We start from the raw sequence: 23553 nt of genomic DNA on the forward strand, positions 1-23553 counted from the left end.
CGCCGGCTGCCGCTGAACGACACCGCCGTCACAGCAGGTCGGCGTCGTGCACCAGGATCGCCACCTGCACCCGGTTGGCCACCTGGAGTTTGGCCAGCGCCCGGCTGACGTGCGCCTTGACGGTGGGTTCGCTCATCCCCAGCCGGCGGGCGATCTCCGCGTTGGCGTACCCGCGTGCCACCTCCCGGACGATCTCCAACTCCCGTCCGGTGAGCAGGGCGAGCTGCCGCCGGGCGGCGTCCCGGCGGGCCGGGCCGCGCTCGACGAACGAACTGATCAGCCGCCGGGTCACCGTCGGGGCGAGCATGGCGTTCCCGGCAGCCACCGCGCGAACCGCCTCGGCCAGGTCGCGGGGCGGGGTGTCCTTCAGCAGGAAGCCGACCGCCCCGCCGCGCAGCGCGCGGTGCACGTACTCGTCCAGGTCGAAGGTCGTCAGCATGATCACCTTCGACCCGGCGGCGGCCACCTCCGGCGCGGCGGTCAATCCGTCGGTACCCGGCATCCGGACGTCGAGCAGCACCACGTCGGGATGGAGCCGGCGCGTCTCGACCAGCGCCGTCGCGCCGTCCGCCGCCTCGCCGACCACCGTGATGTCCGGGGCCGCCTCCAGGATCAACCGCAGACCCGAGCGGACCAGGTGCTCGTCGTCGACGACCAGGACCCGGATCACGACCACTCCGCCACGGGAAGCAGCGCCCGGACGATGAAGCCGTCGTCCGCCGGCCCGGCCTCCAGCCGGCCGCCGAGCAACTCGACCCGCTCCTGCAGGCCGAGCAGGCCCAGCCCTGCGCCGGGCAGGGCGGGCCCGGCCACCGACGGGCCGTTGCGGACCGCGACCTCCACCCCGTCGGCCAGGTGACGCAGGCAGACCGTCGTCTCGGCTGCGGGGGCGTGCTTGCGTACGTTGGTCAGCGCCTCCCGGACCACCCGGTACACGGTCCGGGACACCGTCGCCGGCAGCGGGCGCGGGTCGCCCTCGTCCCGCCGCCGCACCGGAAGGCCGGCGGCCCGGGACTCCCGGATCAGCTCGTCCAGTCCACGGAGCGGGTCGTCCCCGGATCCGGAGTCGGCGGACCGGGCCACGGGGGTCTGCCGCAGCACGCCCAGCACCTCGCGCAGATCCGTGAGCGCCTGCCGGCCGGTGGACCGGATCAGCGCGGCCGCCTCGACGGTCGCCCGTTCGGTGGCGGTCACCTCCAGCGCCCCGGCGTGCACCACCATCAGCGACACCCGGTGCGCCACCACGTCGTGCATCTCGCGGGCGATCCGCGCGCGCTCCTCGGCCCGGACCCGGTCCGCCCGGGCCTCCTGCTCGCATTCCACCCGCTCGGCCCGGTCCCGCAGGGCGGTGAGGACGTCCCGCCGGGACCGGACCAGAAGGCCGGCGACCATGGGGAAGGCCACCAGCCACGCGGCCATGGCCGCCGCGTTGGCCGGGGTGGCGGTGGTGATCTGGCGCAGGCCCCCGACGGCGAGCCCGACCAGCACGCCGGCCGTCATCACCAGGGCGGCGCCGGCGAGATACGCGGTCATCGCGCGCCGGCCGCGCAGCCGGAGGCCCGCCTGGTACGACGCGACCACCCCGGCCGGCCAGGCGGCCAGCACCAGCCAGCCCACGGCGGCGGCCAGGAACACCGGCCAGCGGCGCGTCCGGCTGGCCCAGACCGCCCAGCCCGATGCCAGAGCGAGCAGCAGCACCAGGCCGCTGGGCAACGGCGAGCGGACGCCGACCGCGCCGCTGCCGGACGCCCAGACGGCACCGGCGACGACCACGGCGAGCGTCGGCGACGCGTACCGGTCGACGACCCGCCGGACCACGACGGCGGTGGATGCCACGAGAGCGAGCCTAGGGCCTGGCCGGCGGCTCGGGCACCGGCGACCGCAGGGACCCGGGTCGGCTTGGGGGGAGACCCCGATCCGCGGTCCGGGGCGAGGGTTACTTAAGTAGCCCTCGGGTGCTGACCGACGGCCGATGGCGGGGGCGGCCGGTGCGACCAGCATCGGGATCATGGATCTACTCGACCTGCTGCACCAGACCATGTCCTCGCCCTGGGTGTACCTGGCGATCTTCACGATCGCGGTGCTCGACGGGTTCTTCCCCGTCGTGCCGAGCGAGACCGCGGTGATCACCGCGGGTGTGTTCGCCGCGACCGGTGAGCCGTCCCTGCCGGCCGTGATCGTGGTGGCCGCGGCAGGCGCGCTGGTGGGCGACCACGTGTCGTACGCCATCGGCCGGACCGGGGGCGCCCGGCTGCTCGGCCGGCTCCCGGCCGGCGGGCGGCGACGGGCGGGCGTCGAGTGGGCCCGGCGCGGCATCGCGGAACGCGGCGGACTGATCCTCACCGTGGCGCGCTACATCCCGGGTGGACGGACCGCCGTCACGCTCACCATGGGAGCGGTCGGCTACCCGCGCCGCCGGTTCCTGGCCTTCGACGCGCTGGCCGCTGGTTCCTGGGGGCTCTACTCGGCCCTGGTGGGCTACCTGGGCGGGCTCGCCTTCGAACAGGACCCGCTGCGCGGGCTGCTGCTCGGCCTCGGTCTCGCCCTCACGGTGACCCTGGTCGTCGAGGTCGCCCGCGGGCTCCGCCGGGCCCGCTCCCGAAGGCCCGACGCGGCGACGGCGGCGACCCGCACGGAGATCCTGGCGACCGGCCCGGGGGCGACGCCGGCCCGGCGGGCAGCGCGGTGAAGCCGTGGGTGGCGCGGTGCGGGCGTGGGTGGCGCGGTGAGGACGTCGGGTGGTCAGCCCGCGGGCGGGCGCCAGGTGATGCCGCTGAGCAGTTGGCCGGCGCCGAGCCAGGCGACGTTCATCATCCGGGTCGCGGTCTTCTCCGGATCGGCCTCGGGATGGTCGGCGAGCCAGTCGGCCAGCGACTCGCTCGCGCCGACCAGGGCGTACGCGACCACCTCCAGGTCGGTGCCGGCGACCTCGCGCCCCTCCGCGCGCAGTGCGTGGTCGAGCATGCCCGCGACCACCTCGACCAGCCGCGCCCGCATGGCGGCCAACTCACCGGCGAACGGCTGCTCGCCCCGGGCCTGTCGGTAGAGCACCGCCCAGCCGTCCCGGTATGCCCCGACGAACCCGAAGAACGCCCGCAGCCCGCGCCAGAGCCGCTCGTCGGCCGGCAGGTCGGGTGCCGCCGCACCGGCGATCGCCTCCATCATCCGGGTGCCCTCCCGGTGCAGGCAGGCGACGAAGAGCTCCTCCTTGGTGCCCAGGTACGCGTAGACCATCGGCTTGGAGATGCCGGCGTCCTCGGCGATCTCGTCCATGCTGGCCGCGTGGAAACCGCGCCGGGAGAAGACCTTGACGGCCGCGTCGAGCATCTGCTGCTCGCGTACGGCCCGCGGGAGACGCTTGAAGGTGGGTGCGCTGGACACCTTGCGAGCATACCTACTCGTGCGTAAGGTTACGCCGGAGTAACCAAAGTCGGCCCGCCCGAGAGGTGTATCCCCCATGTCTGACTTCGACCCGGCCAACTTCGCCAACGTCGGCCCCAAGGAGTTCGCCCAGCTGGTCAAGTCCACCCCGGACGACAAGATCGCCGAGGTGATGTCCGGCGACCTGCGCGGCAAGGTCCTGAGCGAGGTCTTCAACCGGATGCCGGCGCTGTTCCGGGCCGACCGGGCCGGCTCCACCAACGCCGTCATCCACTGGACCATCACCGGCCGGCCGGACGGCGGCAGCGACACCTACGAGGTCGTCATCGAGAACGGCGCCTGCACCGTCTCGGACACCCCGCAGCGCGACCCGAAGCTCACCCTGACCATGGGCCCGGTCGAGTTCCTCAAGATCGTGTCGGGCGGGGCGAACCCCGTCATGATGTTCATGACCGGCAAGCTCAAGGCCAAGGGCGACCTGGGCCTCGCCGCCAACATCGCCAACCTGTTCGACATCCCCAAGGCCTGACATGCCCGAGTTCTCGCTCGACCTGACCGAGGAACAGCGGGATCTCCGCGACTGGGTGCACGGCTTCGCCGCCGAGGTCGTGCGCCCGGCCGCGGCCGAGTGGGACGCCCGGGAGGAGACTCCCTGGCCGATCATCCAGGAGGCGGCGAAGGTCGGCCTCTACGGCTTCGAGTTCCTCGCCACCTGCTGGGCCGACCCGACCGGGCTCTCCCTTCCCATTGCCAGCGAAGAGTTGTTCTGGGGTGACGCCGGGATCGGCCTGAGCATCTTCGGCACCTCGCTCGCGGTCGCCGCGATCTACGGCGCCGGCACCCCCGACCAGATGGTCGAGTGGGTGCCGCAGTGCTTCGGCTCGGTCGACGAACCGGCTGTCGCCGCGTTCTGCACCAGCGAGCCGGAGGCCGGGTCCGACGTCGGCGCGATGCGGACCCGCGCCGTCTACGACGAGGCCACCGACGAGTGGGTGCTGACCGGGCAGAAGGCGTACGCCACCAACGGCGGCATCGCCGGGGTGCACGTGGTCACCGCCTCGGTCGAACCCACACTCGGGTCCCGTGGGCAGGCGGCGTTCGTCGTACCGCCGGGCACGCCGGGGCTCAACGCGACCCGCAAGCTGCACAAGCTCGGTCTGCGCGCGTCGCACACCGCCGACGTCTTCCTCGACGACGTACGGGTGCCCGGAAGCTGCCTGCTCGGCGGCCGGGAGGCGCTGCTCGACCGCCTGGACCGCGCCCGCTCCGGGCAGCGCGCCTCCGGACAGGCCGCGATGCGGACGTTCGAGCTGTCCCGGCCGACCGTCGGCGCGCAGGCGCTCGGCGTGGCCCGGGCCGCGTACGAGTACGCCCTGGACTACGCGAAGGAGCGGGTCCAGTTCGGACGCGCCATCATCGAGAACCAGGCGGTCGCGTTCGCGCTGGCCGACATGAAGATGGAGATCGACGCGGCCCGGCTGCTGGTCTGGCGCGCCTCCTGGATGGGGCGCAACAACCGACCGTTCACCGCCGGCGAGGGCTCGATGTCCAAGCTGAAGGCCGGCGAGGTGGCCGTCTCGGTCACCGACCGGGCCGTGCAGCTGCTCGGCGGGGCCGGGTTCCTGCGCGACCACCCGGTCGAGCGCTGGTACCGGGACGCGAAGATCTACACCATCTTCGAGGGCACGTCGGAGATCCAGCGCCTGGTCATCTCGCGCGCGATCTCCGGGATGCAGATCCGCTGACCGACCGGGCCGCCCCGCGCCGCTGGCGTCGTGGGGCGGCCCGCCGCGCACGGTGTCGCGGGCGGCCCGGCGCCGTCGATCTCGCGGCGGCGCGGCGCCGTCGCTCCACCACCGGTCCCGCCGCACGATCCGTGCCGTCTTCGTCACGCCGCGCCAGCGTCGACTGGGCGGTACGCGGCACTCACGGCATGATCAAGAGAGACGCCCGACGGACGGGTCTCCCTCGACCCCGTCCGCGCACCACCCCTCAAGGAGGTCTGCGGCATGGACCTGCCGTTCATCGTCACCACGCTGACCCGACGTGGCCTGCTCACCCCCGGCCGCCCGATCCGGGTCGCCTCGCAGCTCAGCGCGCTGCGCAAGTGGGGGTGGAGCCTCGCCGGCGAGCTGCGCCAGGCGGCCGCCCGCGATCCCGACCGGCCGGCGATCATCGACGAGGACGGCGTCGAGCTGACCTACCAGCAGCTGCTCGACCGGGCCGAGCGGATGGCCCGGGCGATGCGGTCCGGCCACGGCGTACAGACCGGCGACCGGATCGGTGTGCTCTGCCGCAACCACCACGGTCTGATCGAGACCATCGTGGCGGCGACCCTGCTCGGTGTGGACGCCGTGCTGGTCAACACCGGGCTCTCCCCGGCGCAGCTCGCCACCGTCGCCGAGGAGCAGCGGCTGCGCGTGCTGGTGCACGACGACGAGTTCGCCGAACGCGTCCTCGCTCTCCCGCCCGAGCTGCCGCGGCTCGACGAACGCGCCCGCGAGGAGCTGGTCGTCGGAGCGCTGCCGGGTGAGCTGCACCCGCCCGAGCGAGACGGACGGATCATCGTGCTCACGTCGGGCACCACCGGCGCGCCGAAGGGCGCCCGCCGGCCGACGCCGAGCGGCTTCGGCCCGCTGGTGTCCATCATCGACCGAATCCCGCTGCACACCCGCGACCGGGTGATGATCGCCGCCCCGATCTTCCACACCTGGGGGTTCGCCGCCCTCCAGGTGTGCTTCGCGCTGCGCGCCACCATCGTGCTGCACCGCCGCTTCGACCCGGCCGCCACGCTCGCCGCGCTGGCCGACCACCGGTGCGACGCGCTGTTCGCCGTACCGGTGATGCTGCAGCGGCTGATGGAGAAGCCGCCGCCGGATCCGCGCCCCTCGCTCAAGGTCGTCGCGGTCAGCGGCTCGGCCCTGCCCGGCGGGCTGGCACCGAAGTTCATGGACGTCTACGGCGACGTCATGTACAACCTCTACGGCTCGACCGAGGTCTCCTGGGCCTCCATCGCCGGCCCGGCCGACCTGCGCGCCGCGCCGACCACCGCCGGCCGGCCGCCGCACGGCACCCGGCTGGAGATCATGGACGACGCCGGTGAGCCGGTGCCGACCGGGCGGGTCGGCCGCATCTTCGTCGGCAACGAGATGCTCTTCGAGGGCTACACCTCCGGCGGGGGCCGGGAGACCCGCGACGGCCTGCTCGACACCGGCGACCTCGGCCGGATCAACGCCGACGGCCTGCTCTTCGTCGACGGCCGGGCGGACGACATGATCGTCTCCGGGGGCGAGAACGTCTTCCCGTCCGAGGTGGAGGACCTGCTCGCCCAGCTGCCGCAAGTCCGCGAGGCGGCCGTGATCGGCGTCCCCGACCCCGAGTACGGCCAGCGCCTCGCCGCCTTCCTCGCCCTGCACCCCAACGAGACCCTCGACCCGGAGGCCGTCCGCGAGTACGTCCGGCACTACCTGGCCCGCTTCTCCGTGCCGCGGGACGTGGTGTTCGTGAAGTACCTGCCGCGCAACGCCACCGGCAAGGTGCTGACCCGCGAGCTGCGCCGCTACTACGGCTGAGCGGCGGCGAGCATCCGCTGCGGGCCCTGGCCGGTGACGTTCCGCCCGCCGGCCAGGATCCGACCCGACGCGCCGATCCGCCGTCCGGGATCGCAGTGGTCAACCGGCTGTCGTCGACCTCGAGCGTCGGCCAGGTGCCGGTGGCGATCGCCGTCGGCCGCTCGCCCCACCGGTCGATCAGAGGCGGGCAGGCGGAAGGCTGCCCGGCTCAGCCGGGGATGGTGATCCGGCCCTCCACCGCCGCGGTGGCGATGTCGCTGCGGTGCTGCGAGCCGGCAAGGGTGATGCCACGTACCAACTCGTAGGCGGCGTCACGGGCGGCGGCCAGGTCGGGGCCGGTGGCCGTACCGCAGAGGACCCGGCCGCCGGCGGAGAGCAACGCGCCGTCGTCGGCCCGTCGCGCGGTGCCGGCGTGGATGATGCCCGGGCGGTCCGCGCCGGTGATCACGTCGCCGGTGCGCGGCGTGCCCGGGTAGCCCTGCGACGCCACCACCACGGTCACCGCGGCGCCGTCGCGCCAGCGCAGCGGCGGGTGGTCGGCCAGCGTGCCGGTGGCCGCCGCGTGCAGCAGCCCGCCGAGCGGCGTCTCCAGCAGCGCGAGCACCACCTGGGTCTCCGGGTCGCCGAACCGGGCGTTGAACTCGATCACCCGAGGGCCCTTCGCGGTGATCGCGAGCCCGACGTAGAGCAGCCCCGCGAACGGGGTGCCCCGGCGGCGCAACTCGGCCAGGGTCGGGTGGACCACGTCCCGCATCACCTCGTCGACGAGGCCGGGCGGGGCCCAGGGCAGCGGCGCGTACGCCCCCATGCCGCCGGTGTTCGGGCCGGTGTCGCCGTCGCCGATCCGCTTGAAGTCCTGCGCCGGCAGCAGCGGTACCGCGGCCTCGCCGTCGGTGACCACGAAGAGCGAGACCTCCGGGCCGTCCAGGTACTCCTCGACGACGACCCGGCCGCACTCCCGCGCGTGCTCCTCGGCGCGGGCCCGGTCGTCGGTGACGACGACGCCCTTGCCGGCGGCGAGCCCGTCGTTCTTCACCACGTACGGCGGGCCGAACTCGTCCAGCGCGCGGGTGACGCTCTCCGGATCGGTGCAGGTGTGCGCCCGGGCCGTCGGAACGCCGGCCGCGATCATCACGTCCTTGGCGAACGTCTTGGAACCCTCCAGACGGGCCGCCTCGGCGGACGGGCCGAACACCGCGATGCCCTTGGCGCGTACGGCGTCGGCGACACCAGCGACCAGCGGCGCCTCGGGCCCGATCACCACGAGGTCGACCCCGGCCTCGACCGCGAGAGCGGCCACCGCCCCGGGGTCGTTCGCGTCCACCGTCCGCAGTTCGGCGACCGCCGCGATCCCGGGATTACCCGGAGCCGCGATCAGCCGCGTCACCGCCGGATCGGAAGCCAACCCGAGGGCGAGCGCATGCTCACGCCCCCCACCACCCACCAAGAGAACCCGCACAGAACCGAATCCTACTGACCCCCACCCCGGGCCAGGTTGATCATGAGGTTTGCGGCACATTCGATCTCTTTACCTGCCGCAAACCTCATGATCAACAGCGAGCGGCGGCGGCGATGGCCTGGCGGACGGTCCAGGGGATGTAATCCGGGCGGAGGGTGTCGGCCCAGGTGAACCGCAGGACCGTCCAGCCGGCGTTGACCAGGCGGTTCTGGCGTCGGCGGTCCGCGAACGCGGCATCCGGGGTGTCGTGTGCGTCTCGACCGTCGGCCTCGGCGATCACCTGTGGGCCGCGCCAGCCGAGGTCACCGATGCCCAGCAGGTAGCCGTCGTCGTCGCGCACCTCCAACTGGAGCGCGTCCGGCGGCACCCGGCCGTCGACGCACCGCAGCCGCGTACGCGTCTCCAGCGGCGACTGCGCCCTCCCGTCCGCCTCCGCCAGATATCCGCGGGCAGCGACTGATCCACGGCGTCCGCGGATCAGCTGGGGGATCCTCAACAGTTCCTCGTCGCTGACCAGCCCACGGTTCAGCGCAGAGTCGAGCACGCAGATCCCCGGATAGCGGCCGACGCGAAGGACGAGTTCGGTCAGCGTGCGAAGCGGACTGGTTGCGCGCATTCCTCGCACAGTCACGACGGTCGACGCGGGATGCTCCATCTGGTGCAGCACCAGGCCGGGCTGACGGGTCCGGGTCGACTTCGCCGCGACACCGGGCAGCGCGAGATGGATCTCGTCGCATGGCGGTAGACCGGCGATGCCGTGCAACTCAGCGGCCGTCCCGAGAACCGCGTAGGCCTGTGGGCCGGCCGACAGCAGGGCCGCTCGGATCAGGCATCGCCGGGACGGCTCTGCGCCCCCGACCAGATATACCGACCAGGCCAGCGGTAGCCAGCCACCCCGACTTCACCAGGTTGTCGATCTCGTGACGGCTGAAGCCCGCACACGTCGCCTGGTCACGAGTCACCAGCCCGTCCTGCCCACGAGCCACGCGACGCAGCCTGTCCCCCCGCTCCATGGACACCCACCATGGACCACGGCGCCTTCGCTCGACACCCCCTGTGGACAACCACCCCGAGCCTGTGGATAACCCCCAATCCTCAGGGTTTGATCATGAGGTCTGCGGCGATGTCGATCTCAAACGGTGCCGCAAACCTCATGATCAACAGGGAAAACGCCCCGGGTCAGGGGAGGAGGGGGGTTAGGAGGACGTTTTCGTCGCGGCCGGGGCCTACGCCTACCACGCTGACGCGGGTGTTGCAGAGCTCCTCGACGCGGGCGATGTACCGGCGGGCGTTCTCCGGCAACTCCTCCGCGGTGCGGGCCTTGGTGATGTCCTCCCACCAGCCGTCCAACTCCTCGTAGACCGGAGTGGCGTGGTGGAAGTCGGTCTGGGTCATCGGCATGTCGTCGACCCGCTTGCCGTTGATCTCGTACCCGACGCAGATCGGCACCTTGGGCAGACCGGTCAGCACGTCCAGCTTGGTGATCACCAGGTCGGTCACACCGTTGAGGCGGCAGGCGTACCGGGCGACCACGGCGTCGAACCAGCCGCACCGGCGCTCCCGGCCGGTGGTGGTGCCGTACTCATGACCGATCTTGCGCAGGTGCTGGCCGTTGTCGTCGAAGAGTTCGGTCGGGAACGGACCGGAGCCGACGCGGGTCGTGTACGCCTTGCTCACCGCGATCACCTTGTTGATCGCGGTCGGCGGGATGCCCGCACCGACGCAGGCGCCGCCGGCCGTCGGGTTGGACGAGGTCACGAAGGGGTACGTGCCGTGGTCCATGTCGAGCATGGTGGCCTGGGCACCCTCCAGCAGGACCGTCTCGCCGCGGTCCAGGGCGTCCCAGAGCATTCCCCGCGTCTCCGCGATGTACGGCTTCAGCCGCTCCGCGTACGCCAGGTACTCCTCGACCGTCGCCTCGATGTCGATCGCCTTGCGGTTGTAGACCTTGAACAGGATCTGGTTCTTCTCGCGCAGCGCGAGTTCCAGCTTCTTACGCAGGATCCCCGGGTCGAGCAGGTCCTGGACCCGGATGCCCATCCGGGCGACCTTGTCGCCGTACGCCGGGCCGATGCCCCGGCCGGTGGTGCCGATACGGGACGAGCCCAGGTAGCGCTCGACGACCCGGTCCAGCGCCCGGTGGTGCGGCATGATCAGGTGCGCGTCGCCGGAGATCCGCAGCCGGGAGACGTCGACGCCCCGCTCGGCGAGACCGTCGATCTCGGTGAGCAGCACCTTCGGGTCGACCACCACGCCGTTGCCGATGACGATCTTCGCGTTCGGCGAGAGCGCCCCGGAGGGCATGAGGTGCAGCGCGTACTTCTGGCCGTCCGGGGTGATCACCGTGTGGCCGGCGTTGTTGCCGCCGGAGTAGCGCACCACGTAGTCGACCCGCTCACCCAGCAGGTCGGTAACCTTGCCCTTGCCCTCGTCGCCCCACTGAGCGCCGATGAGCACGATCGCTGGCATCTTTTCCGCCTCCAGAAGGCTCGGGTGCCAGGTGGCGACCGGTTGGCGAGCCCGGGGTGTCAGGCTAACAAGAGGTAACGGCGCGGCCAGCAGGGGTCGCGTCGAGAGGTAGGAGGCTCCTTCCGTGTACGACGTGGTGCTGCTCACCCTCGGCTCGGAGCGGGACGCCTCCGGGAGCTGCGGCAGCGGCGGAGCCTGCTGCGGCGGCACCGAGAACGAGCAGGACGGGCCCGAGCAGGCGGAGCGGTGCGAGACGCCGCGCGTGCCGGTGCTGGCCTGCGCGGACGCGCTGACCGCCCGCGGCGCCCGGGTGGAGACGGTCACGGCCCGGTCGGACGCCGAGATCGACGAGGTGCTGGCCCGGCTCGACGGCCCGCCCCGCGCCGACGGCCTCACCTGGCCGGACGCGGACTCCAAGACCCGGCTCGTGGTCGCCATCGCCAGTGACGCCCAGTTGCGCGCCGTCCTGCGCCGGCTGGTCCGGCGGTACGCTCCGCCGCCCAGCCGCCGCCCGGAGGACCTGCCCGCCGGGCGTACGGTGCCGGACCTGCCGCCGGTGGGCGTGCTCCCGCTCGATCCGGCCGGGAGCACGGGGCACCGTGACCTGGCCGCGCAGCTCCGGTTGCCGCGCGACCCGGCGGCGGTGGCCGCCGCGGTGCTCGACGGCGCCCCCCGCCGGCTCGACCTGTTGCGCAACGACGGCGGCTCGGTGACGCTGGACGGCGCGCTGCTCGGCGCGGCCGACGACGCGGGCCGGCCGCTGCACTGGCGGGGCCGGGTGGAGGTGGACGACACCGTCCTCTCCGACGGCGACGACCCGCTGCTGGCGTGCGCGATCGGCAACGCCGGCGGGTACGCGACCCTCGACGACGTGAGCCTGTTGAGCCCGCCGGATCCCACCGACGGCCTGGTGGAGGTCGCCGTCGCGGTACCGGTGGTCGCCCGCTCCCGGTTCGGCCGCAAGCGGGTACGCCTTGAGGTGCGCCGGGCCCGAGGCCGCGCCGTCGCCGTGCTGCCGCGCGACGAGAAGGTGCCGTTCCTCGACGACGGCATCGAGGGCCAGCTGAGCCGGAAGCGGTCCTGGTGGACCGAGCCGGCTGCCTGGGCGGTCTGGGCCGGCTGACCCGGGCGCCCGGTTCGCTGGCCGACCCGCGTCGGCCGGTGGGCCTATCCTCGGCAGGAGGACTGGGGAGGATCCGTGGTGGACGAGAACGCCGACCGGGTGCGCGTGCCCGGCCAGCAGCCGGTGCCGGAGCGGGACATCGAACCACTCTGGCCACCGGATCCGGCCGACGCCGGTGCCCCGGCCCCGCCGTGGGCCGCGGTGGCCAGGCCGATGGCCACCGGCCCGGACACGACCTCCCCGCCCGCCGGTGACCCGAACGCCGTCCAGGCGACCAGCGGCGGGACGCCGGCCGGCCCGCCCTCGGCCGCCGACTACCCCTCGCTGAGCGACGCGTTGCCGGCGCCGGGTGGCTGGACGCCCCCGCCGCCCCCGGCCACCGGCTGGACCCCCGGCCCGCAGCAGGGTTGGCAGCCCCCCGCGACCAGCCCGACCCCGGCGCAGCCCGCCTGGCAACCACCAGCGAGCGACCCAGCCCCGGCGCAGCCCGCCTGGCAACCACCGCCGAACGAGCCGGCTCCGGCACAGCCGGCCTGGCAACCACCGACCGGCGCCAACGGCAGCCCGACCGGCGTCGCGGGGGTCGACCTCGACCTGCCGTTCACCCTCGACCAGCCATCGGCGCCCACCGCCGGGAGCGCCATCCCGGACCCGCCGCCCCCACCGTCGGCCGGCGGCGCACCCGCTGGCCAGCCCTCCGCACCACCGGCAGGCCCAGCCGTCGCCGCCCCGGCCTCCGCTCCCGCCGGCGACGCCTCCGCAGACGAGCCGTCCACGGCACCCACCGGCAGTGCCTCCAACGAACAGCCCGGCGGCGGCGCCTCGGCAGACCAGCCGGCCGGCTCGCCCGGCGAGCCGGCCGCTCCCGACCAGGAGCAGTCCGCCCCGAGCACCGGAGCGGCGATCCGAACCCCCGCCGTCCCGGCCGATGCGGGCGCGGCAGACGAACCGGCGGCGCAGGGCGGCGACGGTCGGGCCGCACCCACGACCAGCGGGCCGGCGAGCGTCGGGCGGCCGGGAGAGTCGCCGTGGACGTACCCGCCGCAGCGACCGGCCACCGCTCCGGCGCGCGACGAGGCGTCGACGGGCACGCCGGCCGATGACGCCGGCACGACACCGGTGTCCACGGCCGGCACGACCGGCACACCGGAGGCAACCGCCCACGGTGCGGCAGCGGCAGGGCCCGCACCGGCTCCGGAAACCCACCCGGCACCGCAGGCCCCCTGGCCGGGCGTCGCCCACCAGCAGCCGCTCCCGCCCCCGCCGCCGATTCCGCAGCAGGGCGGAGCGGTGCCGCCCGTTCCCCAGGCCGGGCCGACCCCGCCGCCGGGCCCGTACCCGCCCTCACCCGGCTGGTACCCGCCGCCCTGGCAGCAGAACGCGGCCGGGGCGCCCCCGCCGCCTCCGCAGCAGTACCAGCAGGCGCCGGGCGTCGCACAGGTGCCGACCGGCTACCCGGACCCCGGTGCCGCCCCGGAGGCGGCCGCGCCCACCGCCGAGGACTTCGCCCGCCGCCGGCAGGTGCGTCCCGCCGATCCGGTGGCCACGATGGGCGTACGGGCGGTGGCCAACAGGATGGGCCTGCGGCTGCCGCCCGGGCGGCAGGAGCAGGAACGCAAGCGGGACATCGAGATGGTGCGCCGCAACTTCGGCGGCCTGCGCCAGGTGACCGTGGTGAACCCGAAGGGCGGCGCCGGCAAGACCGTCGCCATCCTGCTGCTCGCGATGACGTTCGGGCAGAAGCGCGGCGGCTACGTGCTGGCCTGGGACAACAACGAGACCCAGGGCACCCTGGGCATGCGCGCCCAGCAGGACTTCCACTCCCGCACCGTGCGGGACATGCTGCGCGACCTCGGCCAGTTCCACGGCGCGCACGGGCGGGTCGGCGACCTCTCGCAGTACGTCCGATCGCAGGGCGAGGGGATGTTCGACGTGCTCGCCTCGGACGAGTCGGCGACCGGCGGCGAGATGCTCACCGCGGCGGCGTTCGCCGAGATCCGTGAGGTGGTCAGCCGCTTCTACAAACTGATCTTCGTGGACACCGGGAACAACGTCCGGGCGCAGAACTGGCAGGCCGCGATGGACGCCACCGACCAACTGGTGGTGACCATGTCGGCCCGGAACGACTCGGCCGAGACGGCCGCCCGGATGCTCGACCACCTGGAGCAGAGCGGCCGGCAGCGGCTGGTGCGGCAGGCGGTCACCGTGGTCTCGATGCCACCGTCCCGCAAGGAGATCGACCTGCCGGCGATCCAGGAGCACTTCGCCGCCCGCACCCGCGCGGTGCTGCTGGCGCCGTACGAGCGGCTCATCGACAGCGGCGAGCCGATCCGGTACGGCGGTCTCTCGTCGGCCACCCGGGACGCCTGGCTGAAGATCGCCGCCGCCGTCGCGGAGGGCCTGTAGCCCCAGCCCCCATCCCCGCGATCTTGCAGTTTCCGCCCCGGCGGAACGGGCGAATGCCGCAGAACAGGGGCCGAAACTGCAAGATCGCGGCGGGTACAGGGCGCAGGGCGGTGGGGGGTTAGTTGCTTGCTAGGGCGTCGGCCGCGGCGGGGTCGCAGTCGCGGAGGAACTGGGCGCAGCGGGCCGCCTCGTCCGCCTCACCGATCTCGTCGGCGGCCCGGGACAGCACGTAGAGGCAGCGGAGGAAGCCCCGGTTCGGCTCGTGCGACCACGGCACCGGGCCGTGCCCCTTCCAGCCGCTGCGGCGCAGCTGGTCCAGGCCGCGGTGGTAGCCGGTGCGCGCGTACGCGTACGCCGGGACCACCTGGCCCGCCGCGAGCGCCCGCGCCCCCAGCGCCGCCCAGGCCGCGCTGTACGTCGGATACCGCGCCGCCACCTCGGCGAACGCCGCGTCGTCGCCAGCCTGTTCGGCGGCGGCCAGGGCAGCGTCGGCCTCGTCGTGCGCGGGGAGGAGGGTGGCCGGTGGCTCCGGCAAGAGGTTCTGCATCGCCCCATTCAACCCGCTTCGCGGGCCGACACGCGAGAGGGTCGGCCGACGTGGCTGGCTGAACGGCTGAGGAGTTGGTCACGCCTGCGGCCTATGCCGCCGGGAGGTGTTTTCCACTACAACTAATGGTCCGGAGCCTCCCCAGGACCCGGTTACGCAGGAGCCCGGTGACCACGGTCACCGGGCTCCTGTCGGTTCCGGGCGAGCAGACCGCCGAGCCCGACGTGCGGCTGGTCCGGTAACGGGGGCAGGATGGCCCGGTGCCGACCCCACCACCCGCCGACGTCATCGAACTCCACACCACCGACGAGGTCGAGACCCGCGCCGAGTTCGATCGGCGACTCGCCACCGGCAGCCTCGCCGGGCTGACCGTTCAGGGCCTCCGCCTCGACCTCGACCCGGCGCCGGACCTCACCGCCGTCACCGTGGCCGGGACGCTCTTCGTCGGCTGCCGGTTCGCCTCCCGGGAGGTCGGCGCCGACCTGGTGCGGCGCGGCGCCAACGTGGTGCCGCCCTTCTCCGGGCTGCCGTACCCGACCCAGCCGTCGCACCTCTACACCCCGGACGACCTGGCCGCCGGCTTCGCCGAGGCGGGCTTCGAGGGGATGTACGACACCCGGGTGTACGCGCACTTCCGCGCGCACGGCGGCGCGCTGCCCGACGTCCGGGAGGCGCTCGGCCAGCGGCTGCACGACCACGGCGTGGACAACGCGCTCGCCGACGCGACCCGGGCGTGGCTGACGGCGTACGGGCCGCAGTCGGTGGTGGGGATCATGGGCGGGCACGCGGTGCCGCGCGGCAGCGTGCCGTACCGGATGGCCGCCGTGCTGGGTTGGGAGCTGGCCCGGGCCGACCGCCTGGTGGTGACCGGCGGCGGGCCCGGGGTCATGGAGGCCGCGAACCTCGGCGCCTACCTGGCCGGCCGCCCGGCCGAGGAGTTGACCGCGGCGATCGACCTGCTCGCGGTGGCGCCCGACTTCACCGACCACGACCGGTACACGGCGGCGGCGTTGCGCGTGCGCGAGCGGTTCACCCCGCCGCCGGTGCCCCGGCAGCGCGGCGCCGACCTGGAGTGGGCGCGGACCGGGGGGCTGGCCATCCCGACCTGGCTGTACGGGCACGAACCGGCGAACCTGTTCGCCGGCCGGATCGCCAAGTACTTCTCCAACGCCATCCGGGAGGACACCATCCTGCGCCTCGCCCGGGGCGGGATCGTGTTCGCGCCGGGCCGGGCCGGGACGGTGCAGGAGGTGTTCCAGGCGGCGACCAAGACCTTCTACGGCACCGACGGGGCCAGCGGCGCGTACGTCTTCCTGGACCGCGCCTACTGGACCCGGGAGCTGCCGGTCGAGTCGTTGCTGCGCCCGCTGCTGGCCGCCTCCCCGTTCGGCGACCTGTCGGCGACGATCCACCTCACCGACGACGTCCGGGAGGCCGTCCGGGTGCTGACCGCGGCCGCCTGACCCACCACGGAGACGGCGACGGCCGGCCCCCGCTCGGGAGCCGGCCGTCGTGGTCCGGGTGTTACTTCTTCATCGTGGTGCCGGTCGAGCGCAGCGCCTCGCAGGCCTCGACGACCCGGGCGGCCATGCCGGCCTCGGCGGCCTTGCCCCAGACGCGCGGGTCGTACATCTTCTTGTTGCCGACCTCGCCGTCCACCTTCAGCACGCCGTCGTAGTTGCGGAACATGTGGTCCGCCACGGGACGGGAGAAGGCGTACTGGGTGTCGGTGTCGATGTTCATCTTCACCACGCCGTAGTCGAGCGCCTCGCGGATCTCGGAGAGCAGCGAGCCGGAGCCGCCGTGGAAGACCAGGCTGAGCGGCTTCTCCTTGTTGTACTTGGCGCCGACCGCCATCTGGATGTGGTTGAGCACCTCGGGGCGGAGCTTCACGTTGCCCGGCTTGTAGACGCCGTGCACGTTGCCGAAGGTCAGCGCCGCCATGTAGCGGCCCTTCTCGCCGAGGCCGAGCGACTCGACCATGGCCAGACCGTCCTCGACGGTGGTGTAGAGCTTCTCGTTGATGGCGTTCTCGACGCCGTCCTCCTCGCCGCCGACCACGCCGACCTCGATCTCGAGGACGATCTTGCCCTTGGCGGCCTCGGCGAGGAGCTGCTCGGCGATCTCCAGGTTCTCGGCCACCGGCACCGCGGAGCCGTCCCACATGTGCGACTGGAACAGCGGCTCCTCGCCGCGCTTCACCCGCTCCTGGGAGATGCCCATCAGCGGCCGGACGAACTTGTCCAGCTTGTCCTTCGGGCAGTGGTCGGTGTGCAGCGCGATGTTGACCGGGTAGTTCTTCGCGACCTCGTGCGCGTACGCGGCGAAGGCCGCCGCCCCGCTGACCATGTCCTTGATCGACGGGCCGGAGAGGTACTCGGCACCACCGGTGGAGACCTGGATGATGCCGTCGCTCTCCGCGTCCGCGAAGCCCTTGAGCGCCGCGTTGAGCGTCTGCGAGGAGGTCACGTTGATCGCGGGGTACGCGTACCGGCCGGCCTTGGCGCGGTCCAGCATCTCCGCGTAGGCCTCGGGGGAAGCGATGGGCATGTCAAACGCTCCTTACTTACCGCTCTCGGCCGTGCAGGCCGCTGTTGTCCATGGGTGCGCCGGACCGCGCTGTCCTCCGCCGGGCAGTATCCCGCAGCCGCGACCCGCGGACACAACCGACCCGGTGCCCTCCCACCTGCCGCGGCCGGTCACCGGGCCTCCAGCCGGTCCGGCAGAACGACGCTGATCAACCAGGTCACCACGGCCATCACGATGGCGCCCCAGAAGGCGGCCCAGAAACCGTCCACCTGGAAGGGCAGGTCGAGCACGTAGGCGATCCAGTCGGTCAGCAGGAACAGCAACGCGTTCACGACCAGGGCGAACAGGCCGAGGGTCACCACGTAGAAGAGGCAACCGATCACCTTGATCACCGGCTTGAGAACCGCGTTCACGACGCCGAAGATCAGCGCCACCACGACCAGCGTGAGCACCGTGTTGGCACCGGACCGGCCGCTGACCTCGACCCCGGGCACGATCAGCGTGGTGATCCACAGCGCCACCGCGGTGATCGCCAGCCGGATCAGAAAGCCCACGGGACCATCCTGGCACCGGCCGTCCGCCCCGGTGGGGCGATTCCGTCGACTCGGCGCCGGGGCGGCGACGCGACCCGGCGCCCGGGCGGCGACGCGACCCGAGCGGCGGGGCGGCGCAGCCCGTACGGTGTGGGAGTAACCGTCCACCGAGAGCCCGGGAGGGACGATGGGTCAGCCCGACGAGGATTTCGCCCCCAGCGATCACCTCAGCCCGGAGGAACGCGATCTGGAGGCCGAGCCCGCCGACGCGGTCGAGCAGGCCGCCGCCATCGACCCCACCGAGGGCGATCCCGAGCCTCACCGCGGCTTGGAGGTCGACGACTGGGACGCGATGGAGCAGGCACGGGTGGTCGTCGGAAACGAGGACGACTACCGCTGATCCCGGGTCGTCAGCTCCGATCGTTGACGCCTCGGCGACACCGCCGTCGGCGTGTCGAGTCGCTCAGGCGTCAACGATCGAAGGGCCGGGGCGGCTGTCAGCGGAGCGGGGTGATCCGGTTCGGGTTCGCTGTCGTCCACTCGGCCAGGCGGTCCTCCCGCAGTGCGGTGAGGAAGGCCGGCGCGGCCCCCGGGTCGGCCCGGATCTGCCACTTGGCGCCCTCCGGCGGCACGACCGGGAGGCTGAGCCCGACCGGCTCGACCGACGCCAACTGCGGGATCACCCGCAGCAGGTCCGGCACCGATCCGCCGGCCACCGTCAGGTCCGGGCCGACCGCACTGAGGATGCGGGAGAGCCGTACGGGGTCGGTCACCACGTCCTGCTCCTTGGCTCGGCGGACCAGGCCGGCCACGAAGCGTTGGGCGTTGCGGTCACGGTCCAGGCCGCCGTCGGGCAGCCCGCGCCGCTGCCGCAGCAGGTCGACCGAGGCCGTGCCGTCGAGGCGCTGGCAGCCGGCCGGGTAGACCCGGCGGGTGTGGGCGGACGTGACCTTCTGCGGCAGGCAGACCTCTACCCCACCCAGCGAATCGGTCACCTTCCGCAACGCCGGGTAGGTCAGGACGAGGCCGGCGTCGACGCGTACGCCGGTCAGGTCGGCGACGGCTCGCCGGGTCAGCTCGTACCCCCGGCTCAGGTCGGGACGGCCGGGCCCGGCGCCGAACGCGAAGGCCGCGTTGAGCTTGTCCCGCTGGTGCCCGGGGATGTCCACCTCCAGGTCGCGCGGCAGGGAGATCAGGTACGGCCGGCTGCGGTCGGCGGGGACGTGCACGAGCAGCACCGAGTCGGCCAGTGGTGGCGCGTCGCCCGACCTCAGGTCGAGGCCGAGCACCAGCACGTTCAGCGCTCCGCTCGGTGCTGGCGTGGCACGGTCGCCGAAGTGCGTGGCGTCGTCGACGACCGGGTCCGGCCTCAGCTGCGGTATCCCGACCCCCAGTGCTCCGACCAGGGCGAGCGCCACGCCGGCGGCCCGGACGCGCTGCCGCCGGCGACGACGCACGGCGACCACCCGGTCGATCGCCGCACGCACCGGGCCGGCGGGCGGGGTCAGCGCCTCGTGCCGGGCGAAGGCGGCACGCAGCTCGTCCTCGATCATGAGCAGGCCTCCACGTTCTCGGTCCGGAGGGTGGCGAGGGCGCGGGAGATGGACGACCGGACGGTGCCGACGGCGCAGCCCAGGATGTCGGCGATCTCGGCGTCCGGCAGGTCCTCGTAGTAGCGGAGCACCAGGGTGGCCCGCTGCCGGCGCGGCAGCCGGGCGAGCCACGACCAGACCTGGTCCCGGTCGACCGCCGACTGGGCGTGATCGGTGGGCTCCGGCATCGTCTCGTCGGTCTCGCCGCGCAGCAGCACCCGGCGCATCCAGGAACCCCGCCGCCAGTCGATGTACTGGTTGGTCAGCATGCGGCGGACGTACCGCTCGGGAGAGTCGGCCCGCACCACCCGTCGCCAGTTGAGCTGGACCCGGACCATCGTGTCCTGCACCAGGTCCTCGGCCTGATGCCGGTCACCGGTCAGCATGACCGCGTACCGCAGCAGCGCGGCCAGCCGCGAGTCGGCGAACTCCTCGTACGTCACTGCACCTCCCGGACTCCCTGCTCCTGACGACGGGAGCGGATGGTCAGAACGTTGCGGCGGAACCGATCAGCCGTTCGGTCAATATCCGCAGTCGACGGCCCGCCGGGACGGCGCTGAACCTTAACGGCTCCTTAATATCCGCTGGCTTCACCTTTCGTCCCCCGAACCTTTCGTCCCCCGACACGAGGGAACCCCCAATGCTCAAGAACTCCACCCGGCGCTGGCTCGCCGGCTTGGGCGTCGCAGGCGCGTTCATCGCCGCCTCCGCCACCCCCGCGCTCGCCGACGACGCCCCGTTCGAGATCGTCACCCACGAGTTGCTCGTCGCCCCCGGCCACCTGGCGAGCGGTTGGCTGTTCGCACACCCCACCGACACGGAAGGTGAGCTGGAGTTCGGCAAGACGACGCTGGACGTCGACCTCTCGAAGGTTGAGGACTTCGCCACCGTCGAGCCGACGCTCTGGGGCTGGGCCTGCGAGGCGTCGCCCGGCAAGCTGCACTGCGAGGCCGATCTTCCGGAGGCCGAGCAGCCCTGGTTCGACTACACGGTCACCGGGAAGGACGACGCCAAGCCCGGGCAGAAGGGTGACCTCACGGTCACCATCACCTCCGGCGGCAAGAGCGTCACCGCAGCGGCCGGCATCACGATCGCCGAGGGCGTCGACCTGGTGACCGAGCCGACGGTCGAGGTCAGCGGCGCTCCGGGCAGCCGGGTGGGCGTCCCGGGCACGGTGCGCAACGCCGGCGCGAGCACGGTCAACGAGGCCGTCCTCGTCGTGCAGGCCGACTGGCTCGCCCCGTACGCGGGCGACTTCTCCAACTGCACGTCCTACGAGGGTGTGGTCGTCATCTGCACCTTCGACTCCGACCTGGAGCCGGGCAAGTCGTACCGGCTGTCGGAGAACTTGCCGGTCGAGCTGCGGCCCGAGGTTCGCACCGGGGCCAAGCTCCCGGCGGTGCTGGACTGGTGGACCAAGGCCGACTGGGCGCTGGCCTCCGCGGACTGGCCGCTGCCTCCGGACGCCGTGCCGGGCAAGGGCGACGAGCTGCGCCTGGTCGAGCAGGCGCCGGCGCGGGCGCGGTCCCTGCAGACCGATGTGGACCGGTTCAACAACTTCATCCAGGCCGCGATCACGGTGACCGGCGACAACCACGCGGATCTGGCCGCGAAGGGCTCCACCGCGACCGGCAAGAAGGGTGAGGTCGTCACCGTGCGGCCGGGCTTCACCAACCTCGGTCCCGCGCTGCTGGAGTACCAGGGCGAGAAGCCGCCGCTCCTGATCACCATCCCGGCGGGCACCACGGCCGTCGAGGCGTCGGGCGAGTGCCAGCCGTACGTCCCGGGCGAGGAGTGGGACCCGTGGAACGGCGAGTGGGGCGAGCCGGGCGCCAAGGAGTATGCCTGCTACGCCAGCGAGACTCCGCAGGGGATGGAGTACCTGTACGAGTTCGCGCTGCGCATCGACGAGCTCACCGGCGCGACCTCCGGCCCGGTGGCCGTCAAGCTCGACGGCGACCCGAACGCCGCCAACGACACCGCGAAGATCACCGTCAAGCTCGCGGCCGGCAACGGGTCGGGTGGGGACAACGGTCAGGGCGGCGGTGACGGTGACGGCGGCACCCTGCCGATCACCGGTGAGTCGACCGGCCTGATCGCCGGCATCGGCGCCCTCCTGCTCGTCGCCGGCGCGGGCGGCTACCTGGTGGCCAAGCGCCGCCGGACCCGCTTCGTCGCCTGACCCACCCCGCACCACCGGTGCCCCGCCGACCCACCCGGTCGGCGGGGCACCGTCGTACCGGAGCCATGGTGACGGAACGACCTGGACGTAGCGGCGAGGTTGATCAACCGTTCGGCTGGTTTTCGCAGGTGAGCCCCGTTCAGGGCAGCGGTGAACCTTAGCGGTTCCTTAAGATCCGCTGGCTTCACCTGTTATCCCCCGACACGAGGGAACCCCCAATGCTCAAGCACTCCACCCGGCGCTGGCTCGCCGGGCTGGGCGTCGCAGGCGCGCTCGTCGCCGCCTCCGCCACCCCCGCAGTCGCGGCCGACGAGCCGTTCGAGGTCGTCGCCCAGGACATCCTCGTCACTCCGGACCGCTACGGCTTCGCGTACGTCTCGGCCGGGTCGACGGATCCGGAGCAGTCGTACCAGTTCGGCCACACCACGCTCGACATCGACTACTCCGGCATCTCCGACTTTGCCGTCCTGGAGACGCCCGGCGAGGGTTGGGAATGGGCGTGCGAGACCTCCGGCCAGGTCGTGCACTGCGAGACCGACTTGGTCGACCTCGACAGCCCGTGGCTCGGCATCTACGTAGCCGGCAACCACGACGCGCAGCCGGGTCAGACGGGCCAGCTGAAGCTCGCGATGACCTCGGGTGGCCGGACGGTCCACACGACGTCCGCCGTCACCGTCGCCGAGACCGTGGATCTCCAGACCAGCGCGGAACTCAACGTGAGCGGCGCTCCGGGCAGCAAGGTCGGCATGCCGGCGACCGTCCGCAACGGCTCCGAGACGACCAGCCACGGCGCGGTCCTGCTGATGAACGGCGACTACCTCGTCGGGTACGCGGGCAACTTCTCGAACTGCCAGGACTCCGACTACTCCGGTGTGCTCTGCACCTTCGACGAGGACCTGGAGCCGGGCAAGAGCTACCGCCTCTCCGCAGAGCTGCCCTTCCAGCTACAGAAGGACGTTCGGACGGACGCCACCCTGCTCGCCGGGAGCGTCTGGTGGACCAAGGACGACTGGAAGATCATCAGCGCCGACTGGCCGCAGGACGGTAAGCCCGGTACCGGGGAGAAGCTGCGCCTCGTGGAGCAGGCCGGGGCCCGCGCGCTGACGGTGCCGCAGACCGACCCGGACATGATGAGCAACTACACCGACATCTCGGTGCGGGTGACCGGCAACAACCCGGCCGACCTCAGCGCCAAGGGCGCCACGGCCAGCGGCAAGAAGGGCGACGTCGTCCAGGTCCGGCCGTCCGCCACGAACCTCGGCCCGGCCCTCCTCGAATACCAGGGCCGCCCGGCGTTCCGCGTGACGGTCCCGGAGGGCACCACCGCGGTGGAGGTCTCCGGCGAGTGCCAGCCGTACACCTCGGACGACGAGTGGGACCAGTGGAACGGCAACTGGGGTGAGCCGGGCGCAAAGGAGTACGGCTGCCAGATCACCGAAAGCCCGAAGGACTTCGAGAACCCGTACGAGTTCAGCCTGCGGATCGACAAGGTCATTCCGAACGCCTCGGGTGCCGTCTCCGTCCGGCTGGCCGGCGACCCGAACAGCAAGAACGACAACGCCAAGATCGTCATCAACCCGACCGGCAACGGTGGCGGGGACGGCGGCCAGGGTGGCGGCGACGGTGACGGCGGCGCGCTGCCGATCACCGGTGAGTCCACCGGCCTGATCGCCGGCATCGGCGCCCTCCTGCTCGTCGCGGGCGCGGGCGGCTACCTGGTGGCCAAGCGCCGCCGGACCCGCTTCGTCGCCTGACCCACC

Annotated in this window: 21 protein-coding genes; 10 read left to right on the top strand and 11 right to left on the bottom strand. The window is 72.9% G+C overall.

Annotation, left to right across the window (positions count from 1 at the left end; all coding sequences use genetic code 11):
* Positions 1-28: 28 nt before the first annotated feature.
* Positions 29-670, bottom strand: coding sequence for a response regulator transcription factor (locus O7603_RS20680; protein WP_281571450.1), 642 nt, complete (start codon positions 668-670; stop codon positions 29-31).
* Entirely contained in the window at positions 667-1836 is a 1170-nt protein-coding gene (locus O7603_RS20685) for a histidine kinase (RefSeq protein WP_281571451.1), read from the bottom strand. The genes O7603_RS20680 and O7603_RS20685 overlap by 4 nt, the downstream gene beginning before the upstream one ends.
* Before the next feature lie 169 nt (positions 1837-2005).
* On the opposite strand from O7603_RS20685, the gene O7603_RS20690 reads away from it, so the two are divergent.
* Positions 2006-2689, top strand: a complete 684-nt coding sequence (locus O7603_RS20690; protein WP_281576750.1) for a DedA family protein — start codon at positions 2006-2008, stop codon at positions 2687-2689.
* Positions 2690-2742: 53 nt separating this feature from the next.
* Here O7603_RS20690 and O7603_RS20695 read toward each other — a convergent pair whose 3' ends face one another.
* Positions 2743-3381, bottom strand: a complete 639-nt coding sequence (locus O7603_RS20695; RefSeq protein ID WP_281571452.1) for a TetR/AcrR family transcriptional regulator — start codon at positions 3379-3381, stop codon at positions 2743-2745.
* A gap of 76 nt (positions 3382-3457) precedes the next feature.
* Here O7603_RS20695 and O7603_RS20700 point away from each other — a divergent pair, with 76 nt between their 5' ends.
* The 3 genes from O7603_RS20700 to O7603_RS20710 all read left to right on the top strand — a co-directional run bounded on the left by O7603_RS20700 (position 3458) and on the right by O7603_RS20710 (position 6953).
* Positions 3458-3910, top strand: coding sequence for an SCP2 sterol-binding domain-containing protein (locus O7603_RS20700; RefSeq protein ID WP_281571453.1), 453 nt, complete (start codon positions 3458-3460; stop codon positions 3908-3910).
* 1 nt (position 3911) lies between these two features.
* Positions 3912-5126 (top strand): acyl-CoA dehydrogenase family protein, encoded by a 1215-nt coding sequence (locus O7603_RS20705; RefSeq protein ID WP_281571454.1) that lies wholly within the window; start codon positions 3912-3914, stop codon positions 5124-5126.
* A gap of 264 nt (positions 5127-5390) precedes the next feature.
* Positions 5391-6953, top strand: coding sequence for an AMP-binding protein (locus O7603_RS20710; protein WP_281571455.1), 1563 nt, complete (start codon positions 5391-5393; stop codon positions 6951-6953).
* Positions 6954-7161: 208 nt separating this feature from the next.
* On the opposite strand, the gene purD is transcribed toward O7603_RS20710, so the two are convergent.
* The 3 genes from purD to O7603_RS20725 all read right to left on the bottom strand — a co-directional run bounded on the left by purD (position 7162) and on the right by O7603_RS20725 (position 10881).
* On the bottom strand, positions 7162-8412 hold the full coding sequence (gene purD / locus O7603_RS20715; RefSeq protein ID WP_281571456.1) for a phosphoribosylamine--glycine ligase: 1251 nt from the start codon (positions 8410-8412) through the stop codon (positions 7162-7164).
* A gap of 91 nt (positions 8413-8503) precedes the next feature.
* Entirely contained in the window at positions 8504-9028 is a 525-nt protein-coding gene (locus O7603_RS20720; protein ID WP_281571457.1) for a hypothetical protein, read from the bottom strand.
* 563 nt (positions 9029-9591) lie between these two features.
* The gene (locus O7603_RS20725) at positions 9592-10881 is read right to left on the bottom strand and encodes an adenylosuccinate synthase (protein WP_281571458.1); all 1290 of its coding nucleotides are present in this window, start codon (positions 10879-10881) and stop codon (positions 9592-9594) included.
* A gap of 124 nt (positions 10882-11005) precedes the next feature.
* Here O7603_RS20725 and O7603_RS20730 point away from each other — a divergent pair, with 124 nt between their 5' ends.
* Entirely contained in the window at positions 11006-12004 is a 999-nt protein-coding gene (locus O7603_RS20730; protein ID WP_281571459.1) for a hypothetical protein, read from the top strand.
* Between the two features lie 75 nt (positions 12005-12079).
* Complete coding sequence (locus O7603_RS20735) at positions 12080-14410, top strand: chromosome partitioning protein (protein WP_281571460.1); 2331 nt, start codon at positions 12080-12082, stop codon at positions 14408-14410.
* A gap of 118 nt (positions 14411-14528) precedes the next feature.
* Here O7603_RS20735 and O7603_RS20740 read toward each other — a convergent pair whose 3' ends face one another.
* Positions 14529-14957, bottom strand: a complete 429-nt coding sequence (locus O7603_RS20740; protein WP_281571461.1) for a DUF3151 domain-containing protein — start codon at positions 14955-14957, stop codon at positions 14529-14531.
* A 260-nt stretch (positions 14958-15217) separates the two neighbouring features.
* Between O7603_RS20740 and O7603_RS20745 the strand changes: the two genes are divergently transcribed.
* Complete coding sequence (locus O7603_RS20745; protein WP_281571462.1) at positions 15218-16420, top strand: hypothetical protein; 1203 nt, start codon at positions 15218-15220, stop codon at positions 16418-16420.
* Positions 16421-16481: 61 nt separating this feature from the next.
* Here the strand turns inward: O7603_RS20745 and fbaA are convergent, their stop codons facing one another.
* Together fbaA and O7603_RS20755 are read right to left on the bottom strand one after the other, a co-directional pair.
* Positions 16482-17507 carry a class II fructose-bisphosphate aldolase gene (gene fbaA / locus O7603_RS20750; protein WP_281571463.1) on the bottom strand — a complete coding sequence of 342 codons (1026 nt, stop codon included), beginning with the start codon at positions 17505-17507 and terminating at the stop codon, positions 16482-16484.
* Positions 17508-17656: 149 nt separating this feature from the next.
* Positions 17657-18040: a phage holin family protein gene (locus tag O7603_RS20755; protein WP_281571464.1), complete on the bottom strand. Its 384-nt coding sequence runs from the start codon at positions 18038-18040 to the stop codon at positions 17657-17659.
* A gap of 166 nt (positions 18041-18206) precedes the next feature.
* Between O7603_RS20755 and O7603_RS20760 the strand changes: the two genes are divergently transcribed.
* A complete protein-coding gene (locus O7603_RS20760; RefSeq protein ID WP_281571465.1) occupies positions 18207-18419 on the top strand; it encodes a hypothetical protein in 213 nt (70 codons plus the stop codon).
* A 97-nt stretch (positions 18420-18516) separates the two neighbouring features.
* Here O7603_RS20760 and O7603_RS20765 read toward each other — a convergent pair whose 3' ends face one another.
* Both O7603_RS20765 and O7603_RS20770 read right to left on the bottom strand, forming a co-directional pair.
* Positions 18517-19572: an LCP family protein gene (locus O7603_RS20765; RefSeq protein WP_281571466.1), complete on the bottom strand. Its 1056-nt coding sequence runs from the start codon at positions 19570-19572 to the stop codon at positions 18517-18519.
* A complete protein-coding gene (locus O7603_RS20770) occupies positions 19569-20054 on the bottom strand; it encodes a SigE family RNA polymerase sigma factor (RefSeq protein WP_281571467.1) in 486 nt (161 codons plus the stop codon). Before O7603_RS20770 ends, O7603_RS20765 begins: the two co-directional genes overlap by 4 nt.
* A gap of 197 nt (positions 20055-20251) precedes the next feature.
* On the opposite strand from O7603_RS20770, the gene O7603_RS20775 reads away from it, so the two are divergent.
* Positions 20252-21793, top strand: coding sequence for an LPXTG cell wall anchor domain-containing protein (locus O7603_RS20775; RefSeq protein ID WP_281571468.1), 1542 nt, complete (start codon positions 20252-20254; stop codon positions 21791-21793).
* Positions 21794-22011: 218 nt separating this feature from the next.
* A complete protein-coding gene (locus tag O7603_RS20780) occupies positions 22012-23547 on the top strand; it encodes an LPXTG cell wall anchor domain-containing protein (RefSeq protein WP_281571469.1) in 1536 nt (511 codons plus the stop codon).
* Positions 23548-23553 lie beyond the last annotated feature (6 nt).

The sequence above is a fragment of the Micromonospora sp. WMMD812 genome (assembly GCF_027497215.1).
Lineage (GTDB): Bacteria > Actinomycetota > Actinomycetes > Mycobacteriales > Micromonosporaceae > Micromonospora.